Annotated in this window: 6 protein-coding genes; all 6 read left to right on the top strand. The window is 66.2% G+C overall.

Translation table 11 applies throughout. The features are described from left to right. Positions 1 to 472 precede the first annotated feature (472 nt). Positions 473 to 1654 (top strand): type IV toxin-antitoxin system AbiEi family antitoxin domain-containing protein, encoded by a 1182-nt coding sequence (locus tag VFU06_15815; protein HEU5210862.1) that lies wholly within the window; start codon positions 473 to 475, stop codon positions 1652 to 1654. A 327-nt stretch (positions 1655 to 1981) separates the two neighbouring features. Next, complete coding sequence (locus VFU06_15810) at positions 1982 to 3601, top strand: ATP-binding protein (protein HEU5210861.1); 1620 nt, start codon at positions 1982 to 1984, stop codon at positions 3599 to 3601. A 4-nt stretch (positions 3602 to 3605) separates the two neighbouring features. Continuing rightward, positions 3606 to 4973, top strand: a complete 1368-nt coding sequence (locus VFU06_15805) for a sigma-54 dependent transcriptional regulator (GenBank protein HEU5210860.1) — start codon at positions 3606 to 3608, stop codon at positions 4971 to 4973. Further along, complete coding sequence (locus VFU06_15800) at positions 4973 to 5800, top strand: glycosyltransferase family 2 protein (protein ID HEU5210859.1); 828 nt, start codon at positions 4973 to 4975, stop codon at positions 5798 to 5800. The genes VFU06_15805 and VFU06_15800 overlap by 1 nt, the downstream gene beginning before the upstream one ends. An 80-nt stretch (positions 5801 to 5880) precedes the next feature. Then, the gene (locus VFU06_15795) at positions 5881 to 7932 is read left to right on the top strand and encodes a hypothetical protein (protein ID HEU5210858.1); all 2052 of its coding nucleotides are present in this window, start codon (positions 5881 to 5883) and stop codon (positions 7930 to 7932) included. Beyond that, positions 7925 to 8426 (top strand): hypothetical protein (locus VFU06_15790; protein HEU5210857.1); only part of this gene is annotated, 502 nt, incomplete at its 3' end. The genes VFU06_15795 and VFU06_15790, both read left to right, overlap by 8 nt.

The raw sequence follows: 8426 nt of genomic DNA, 5'->3' as shown, positions 1-8426 counted from the left end.
GCCCAACTCGATGAAGCGCAAGGAGTCCTCAAGCCAGCAGACCGGCAGCTCAAGGCGCGTAAAGGCCATGGGTGAGTGTTACCCATGTGCCCGGTCTAAACTGTCACCCATGTGCCGGGCTGTTCAGGGTTCATGCGGGTTCATGCGGGTCATGCGGGTCATGCGGGTCATGCGGGTCATGCGGGATCAACATGTCACGCCGATCGGTCGGCTTCATCCGGCTCGTCCCGCCATGTCCGTGTCTCGGCGTGCGACACAGGTTGGCGACTGCATCGTCGGTCACCGACGCGACGAGGCTGTGTTCGCCCGGTCGCCGTGAACTCTACATGTCGCGCACGCGCTCGCGCGCGATGTCGACATTCCGGCGCCCGGCGCCGTTTTCTCGAGAACGCTTCGTCGGGAATCGAAGCACTTGGGAGATCACGGCGTCCGCCGCCGGAAACTCCGCAATGCTGGATAACCAGGGCACGACATGTCGAGTTCACGGCGGCAACAGCCGCACGCGCAGGGATCGGATCCGACCGAGCGGCCACAGCACGACACCGGCGCAATCGTCGCAGGCGCTCGCCGGCAGCACTTGCTCCGTGGGGAACGTGGCCGCCCCGAATGGGCGGAGCGCCTGGAGGGGCGGGAAGCTCGACATTGCGCATCGGCTGAGCGCCTGGAGGGGCGGGAAGCACGCCACTGCGCATCGGCTGAGCTCCTGGACGCAGGTGCATCAGCGGATGGTGGCGTCTCCGCACAACGTCCCGCTTCCCGCGCGCATCTGCACGCCTCCATCAATACCCTGGCGGGACGACAGGACGGCGCCGTGTCACGCGAGCAGCTCGTCGACCTGGGAATGTCCGTTTCGACGATCGACCACCGCGTCAGGTCGGGCTGGCTCCAGCCGGTGCATCGCGGCGTGTACCGCATCGGGCCGCTGACCACGCCCCGCACGTGGGTGTTTGCGGCGATGCTCGCAATGCCCGGTAGCGTTGTGAGTCACCTCACCGCGGCCGGCCTGCGCCGGATCCTCGCCTGGACCGACGGGGCGCACGTCGACGTGACGCTGGCGGGGAGGAGGGTGGCCAAACGGAAGGGCATCCGCGTGCACCACGTGTCCGCACTGAGCGCCGACGACGTCGAGGTGCTCGACGGCATTCGCCTGACGTCGCCCGCGCGCACCATCTGCGACCTGGCCGGGGTGCTTCCTGAGCGGGAGCTGGAACGCGCCCTGGCGGAAGCCCTCGCCCTGCGGATTCTCGATCAAACGACGCTGGAGCGCCACCTCGCCGGTCGTCCCGATGCGCGTGGCGCTGCGCGACTGCGCGCCATGCTGGCGAGCGGAAGAGCACCAGTGCGCACCCGCTCGGAGGCGGAGGAGAGGTTTCTCGCTCTCGTTCGTCGGGCGGGAGTCGAAACACCAGCGGTGAACTCGAGAGTCGCAGGGTTCGAGGTGGATTTCTACTGGCGGGCCGAGGGCCTCGTGGTCGAGGTGGACGGTCACGCATTCCATTCGACGAACAGGAAGTTCGAGAGCGACCGGCGTCGCGACTCAGCGCTGATCGCAGCAGGCATCCGGGTGATCCGCGTCACATGGAAGCGGCTTCGGGCCGAGCCGGAGCGGGTGCTCGCGGATGTGGTCCGGGCGCTGGCGCTAGCGAAGGTGTGACGATACGGGTGCGTGCGAGCGGGGCATGGGGAATGTGGGGAGGCTGAAGTGGGCTCGGTGAGACAGCCTCGACGGACCGGATAGCCGATGAGGTGCCGGATAGCCGATGAGGGGCTGGACTATTCGAGTAGCTGTGCATGCGCGCGTGTACGTGCGCGCGCGCGAACAAGGCGGGCTCCGCCTCGTCGCCAGGCGCACCTTCGTCCTGGTCTCGTTTCGCCATTCTCATTCCTTGCAGATTGCAAGCTCCTGCAATACGTTACGGGCCTGACACCGGCGCAGCGGGCGCAAGCCGGGCCTGGTCCCCTGAACAAGCCGAGTAGAGCGATGGTGCCGAGGCGGCTGCTGCGGTGGCTGTATGTGGGGCGACTCACGCTCGCGGCGGGAATCTTCGGCGCTGCGCTGTTCACGTGGCAGCAGACGACGCCGGAGACGACGCTGCTGGCGACGCTCGCGCTGCTGCTGTCGCTGGCGACCACGGCGGTGGGGCTGTGGTGGACCGAAGGGAAGGGGCGGGTCCCCGGCCGGAACTTCCTGTACCTGCAGGTCGTTTTCGACACGCTGCTGGTCACCGCGATCGTCCACATCACGTCCGACGGCGGGAGCAGCCCATTCGCTCCGCTCTACATCCTGAACATCGCTGCCGGTGCGCTGCTGCTGCCGCTGCCCGGCGGTGTCCTGGTGGGTGGGCTGGCGAGCGCGCTGTACTTCGCGGACGCGATGTGGCTGCAGGCGGCCCCTCCGACGGTCACGATGGTCCTCCAGATCGGTGTGTTCGCGCTGACGGCGCTGCTGACCGGCAACCTGGGTGACCGGCTGCGGCTGACCGGAACGGCACTGGGCGCGGCGGAGTCGGAGCTGAAGCAGCTCCGGCTGGACACGAGCGAGATCCTGGCGACGATCGACACGGGCCTGATCACGGTCGATGGGGCGGGCCGGCTGGTGCAGGCGAATGGCGCGGCCATGCAGGTGCTGCAGGTCACGCGAGCGGCCGACCTCGGCCCGGACGTGCTGACGGACCTGGACCGTCGGGTGCCCGGGCTGGGTGCCATGCTGCGTCGCACGGCTGCGACGCGCATCGGCGTACGACGGAGCGAGCTGAAGGTGAGCCGCGTCGACGGGCTCCATTACATCGGCGTGCGCACGACCGTGCTGGAACGCGAGGGGCTGCCCTGGGTCACGGCGGTGCTGCAGGACATCACCGAGAGCAAGCAGATCGAGGAACTGATCCGGCGCGCGGAGCGATTGCAGGCGGTGGCTGAGCTCGGCGCGTCGCTCGCGCACGAAATCAAGAATCCGCTCGCGTCGATCCGCAGTGCGAGCGAGCAGCTCGCGCAGGACCGGATCAGCACGGATGACAGGACCGTGCTGCGTCGCCTGGTGGTGAACGAGTCGGATCGGCTCAGCAGGCTGCTGGCCGATTTCATGGATTTCAGCCGTGTCGAGCTGCGACGCTGGAGCCCGCTCGACCTGCGCGAGGTCACGCGCGGCGCCATCGAGCTGGTGCGGGCGCACCCGGACAGTGCGCGCTGTCCGGGGATCGAGCTGATCGAGCCGAAGGAGCCGGTGACGGTCGAGGGCGACCAGGACCTGCTGCACCGTGCGGTGTTCAACCTCGTGTTGAATGCCGTTCAGTATTCGGCAGACAACGGCCCTGTCCGTGTCGAGCTCGGCCGCGCATTCGACGGCAATCTGCCCGCGAGCGTGCACATGGAGTCGCCGGTCCGGCTGACGGTGACCGACAGCGGCCCGGGCATTCCCGAAAAGGAAGTCGAGCACCTGTTCGACCCGTTCTTCACGAAGCGCGAGGGCGGCACCGGACTCGGACTCGCCATGGTGCATCGCGCCGTCGAGGCACACAGCGGCGCGATCATGGTCGATGCGGCGCCCGATCGCGGTGCGCGCTTCACGGTCTACCTGCCGGCACCGGCAGCACGGAGGAACTGAATCGATGCGACCACGTGTCCTGGTCGTCGACGACGAGCGCGGCATTCTCGACACCGTCGAGATCCTGCTGCGCGGCGAGGACTTCGAGCCGGTAGCGCTGCAGAGCGGCAGGGAAGCGATCGCACGGCTCGGTGAGATCGATCCCGACATCGTGCTCACCGACATCCGTATGCCGGGTATCACGGGTCTCGAGGTGCTGCAGGCCGTGCGTGCGCACGACCCGGAGGTGCCCGTCATCCTCATGACGGCGCAGGCGTCGCTGCAGAGCGCGATGCAGGCGGTGAACGAGGGCGCGTTCTACTACCTGCAGAAGCCCTTCAGCAATGCCGAGCTGGTCACGCTGTGTCGTCGCGCCGCGCAGACACGGCACCTCACGACCGAGAACAAGACGCTCAAGCGGGAGATCCGCCGCCGCGACAGCAGCAGCGCGAAGCGTCCCATCGGACGCAACCGCGCGTTCCTCGAGGTCGTCCGTCTCGCGGAAACGGTCGCGCCGACCGATTCGACCGTGCTCATCACCGGCGAGAGCGGCACCGGCAAGGAAGTCATCGCGCGCTTCATCCACGAATTGTCGGAGCGCGAGGGCGGCCCGTTCATCTCGATCAACTGCGGCGCGCTGCCCGAGAACCTGCTCGAGTCCGAGCTGTTCGGTCACGTGAAGGGCAGCTTCACCGGTGCGGTGAAGGACAAGGAGGGGCTGCTGGTCGCGGCCGAGGGCGGCACATTCTTCCTGGACGAGGTGGGCGAAATGTCGCCCGCGCTGCAGGTCAAGCTGCTGCGCGCGATCCAGGAGCGAGAGATCGTTCCGGTCGGCGCGACCGATACGGTCGACATCGACGTCCGTATCATCGCGGCAACGAACCGCGACCTCGAGCAGGAGATCCGCCGCGGCACGTTCCGCAGCGACCTGTACTACCGGTTGAACGTGATCTCCCTGCACCTGCCGCCGCTGCGCGAGCGGCCGGAGGACGTCGTCCTGCTGGCCGAACACTTCCTGCAGGGACTGGCGGAGGAGAAGGGATCGGACACGCCCCGCGTGCTGACGCCCGATGCCCTCTCGGCGCTCCAGGTCTACGAGTGGCCCGGCAACGTGCGCGAGCTGGAGAACGCACTCGAGCGTGCTGCAATTCTCTCCAAGGGCGACGCTGTCGACGTCGATGCACTCCCGTCACGCATCACGAATCCGGAGTCGGCGCCGCTGGTGTCGGAACGCCCCCCGACGAATCCGACGCTGGAGCTGATCGAGCGGGCGTACATCCTGTGGGTGCTGCAGTCGGAAGGCGGGAACAAGGCGCGGGCGGCGGAGGTGCTGGGGATCGATCCGTCGACGCTGTATCGGAAACTCAATCGGTATGGGATGGCGGATAGCTGATGACAGCACAACCATTCGACGATAGCACTCGCCGTTCTTCGCCCGATCCACGTTCGCTGCGGTTGAGCGTCATCGTCCCGGTCTACAACGAGGCCCGCACCGTTGCGGCGCTGATCGAGCGGGTTCGCGATGTCGACCTGAACGTGGAGATCGTCTGCGTCGATGATGCATCGACCGACGGCAGTCGCGACGTGCTCCAGCGACTGAAGGAGCAGGGGCGAATCGACCGGCTGGCGTTCCAGGACCGGAACCGCGGCAAGGGGGCCGCCGTGCGACGCGGCATCCAGGAGGCGACGGGCGACGTGATCGTCATCCAGGACGCGGACCTGGAGTACGACCCGGAGGACCTGGTCGACCTGATGATGCCGATCGTGGAGGATCGCGCCGACGCCGTGTTCGGATCGAGATTTCTCGGCGGGGCGCATCGCGTACTCTATTTCTGGCATCGCCTCGGCAACGGTCTGCTCACGCTGCTGTCGAACATGATGACGGACCTGAACCTCACGGACATGGAGACGTGCTACAAGATGGTCCGGGCCGACCTGATGAAGAGCCTGCCGCTGAAGACGGACCGGTTCGGCATCGAGCCGGAGATCACGGCCCGGCTCGCGCAGGCGCGGGCGCGCATCTACGAGGTTCCGATCACGTACCATGGCCGGACGTACGCCGAGGGGAAGAAGATCGGGTGGAAGGATGGGGTGGCGGCGTTCTGGCACATCTTCAGGGCGAATGTGGTGGGGCCGAAGGCGGGGGTGTATCGGGCGGGGGTGGGCGGTTCACAGCAGTCTCAACCCGTGAATTCGGCCGAAGGGTCTCTGCTGCAGTGAGCTCACGAGGTTCCGCGACGGAGCGGCGAACTGCACAGGAAACCCGTGCAGTCAGGACGACCAGGATCGCAATCGGGGCGATGCTGATCGTCCTGGTCGCGCTGCCTGTGTACCGCCTGCTCGATCCGCGGGAAACCGGGCTGGCCGGCGAGTCCACTGTGCGGCTGCTCGACATCTACTACGACATCGCATGGACGGGGCTGGCGCTCATCCTGCTCATCTCGATCCTTGCTTCCATCGCGATCGGTCCGGACATCTTCGGACGAGTCAGCGCCGCAATCCGCGCGAGCCTCGTGCGTCCACGCACCGGGCTGTTCGTCTGCGCAAGTGCACTGCTCGGTGGACTTCTCTCGGCCGGTTTCTCGCTTGTCGTGCTCGACGGTAAGCCGAATGCGCTGGATGCCTTTGCCCAGGTGCTGCAGGCTCGCTACTGGGCTGCAGGCATGTTGGCCGGGCCGACCGATGTATCGGCGGCCTTCTGGGGGATCCAGAACACATTGTTCACTTCGAGCGGGTGGGTATCGCAGTATCCTCCTGGACACGTTGCCCTTCTCGTCCCCTTTCTGCTGATCGGCGTGACGTGGCTGCATGGGCCCGTCTTCGTGTTCCTAACGATCGCATTTACTGGGCTTGCAGCTCACCGTGTGCTGGCCGACGATCTGGTCATTGCAAGACTCGGGACCGGACTCCTGGCGATCAGTCCGTTCTTCCTGTTCGTCGGCAGCTCGCTGATGAACCACATCACGACCGCAGCACTGGTGGCAATCGGTATATACACACTGCTGCGTGCGTGGGATGGGCATCCTGCATGGGCCGTCATCACGGGCGTCGCGTTCGCGCTGTCCATCGCGACGCGACCGCTGTCGACGCTCGCGTTGGCGGGTACGTGGCTGATCGCGCTGCCTCTTTTCTGGCCTGCGTCGGTGCGCAGGACGCTCGGTGTCGCAGCCGCAGGACTGGCTGGCGCACTGCCCGTGATCGTCGCGTGGCTCGCCTATAACAAACACTTCTTCGGATCCCCATTTCGCCTTGGCTATCACCTCACGCTCGGTCCATCCATGGGGCTCGGCTTTCACCGTGATCCCTGGGGCAACCGATACGGGGCGACGGAAGCGCTCGCATACACCTCATCCGACCTGACCACACTGGGCGTCAGTCTCTTCGAAACACCCGTGTCGGCCGTCCTGGTCATCGGAGCGTTCCTCGCATTCGCCCGGCTGCTGACGCGCGCCGAGTGGTTGATCGTCCTCTGGGCAGTTATTCCGGTGCTCGCCAACAGCCTGTACTGGCACCACGGGCTCTACATGGGGCCGCGCATGCTGCACGAGGCCGCTCCTGCCTGGGTGCTTCTCTTCACGGTTGCAGCTGTGGGCCTGGTTCGTCGCATTCCACGCGACGCGGCGTTCGGCGGCAGGTACTTTCTGCGGCCCGCCTTCGGCGTTGGCATGATGGCGGCGTTCGCGATCGCCGTTGCGTATCTCGCTCCCCAACGCGCAGCCAGTTATCGTGCGACGACTTCGAGCGATGCACGCACAACGGTACCGGTGATTCGGCAGGCGTCGATCATATTCGTGCACGATGCCTGGTATGCGCGTATCGCCATGCCGCTCGCCGCAGTGGGGATGCGGTTGGATCGCATCGAGACGCTGATTCGTCAGAACCCGACCTGCAGGGTCCACCGGTTTGCCAGGGCTTTTGTGGCGGGTGACAGCGTCGTTGCGTCGGCGTTGTCAGCTTCGCTGGACACGGTTCCCCGGGCGAGTGACCTGCCGATGACAGTTGCCCTGGCGCCGGGCGACAACATCCGCGTAGCTCCCGGTGAACGTCTCACAGGAGAGTGTCGCCGCCAGGCGCTGAGCGACCGGTTTGGTACCATCGACATTTCCCCACTGCTCTGGCAGGCAGACTTGCACGGGGCACCTGGTAACGGGCCTCTCATCGCGCGCGATCTGGGTCCCGAGCGCAATGCTCAACTCATCGCCATGCACCCGGAGCGCACGCCCTATCTCTACGTCGCGGCCGACGCCGGGGCGCGGCTGGTGCAATACGAGCACGGAATCCGAGCACTCTGGTTCCCTCCGGATACCACCACGTTACTCCTTCGGAGGCAGGAGCGTGCCCTGGATGATTGAGACAACCACCGGAGGCGAAACGACTCCCTCGGTAGGACAGCTGCCGGTTGAGCGGGACGGCCCCGAGATCGCGACCCGCACCACGCTGCTCGTTGTGGCGACGATCGTTGCCGCGGCGTTTCTGCCGTACGTGAACTCGTTCGCCAACGGCTTCGCCCTGGACGACGTCCCGATCATCAGGGACAATCCCCTGGTGCATGACCTGAACGATCCCGCACGGCTCTGGACTTCACCATACTGGCCGGTCGCTGGCACCGTGCTGGGACTGTATCGGCCGTTCACGATATTCCTGTTCGCGGTCCAGTGGGTGCTGGGTGGCGGGGCGGCGACGCTGTTCCACGTGGTCAACGTAGCATTCCACGCAATCAACACTGTCCTGGTCTTCGGTCTACTGCGCACTCTCCTCCGTGGCGGCAGAGCGGGACTCTGGGCCGCAGCAGTCGGGGCAGTCGTGTTCGCTGTGCACCCGGTGCGCACGGAAGCAGTTGCGAACA

It is taken from the genome of Longimicrobiales bacterium (genome assembly GCA_035764935.1).
Lineage (GTDB): Bacteria > Gemmatimonadota > Gemmatimonadetes > Longimicrobiales > RSA9 > DASTYK01.
This window is presented reverse-complemented; position numbering and strand designations above follow the sequence as displayed.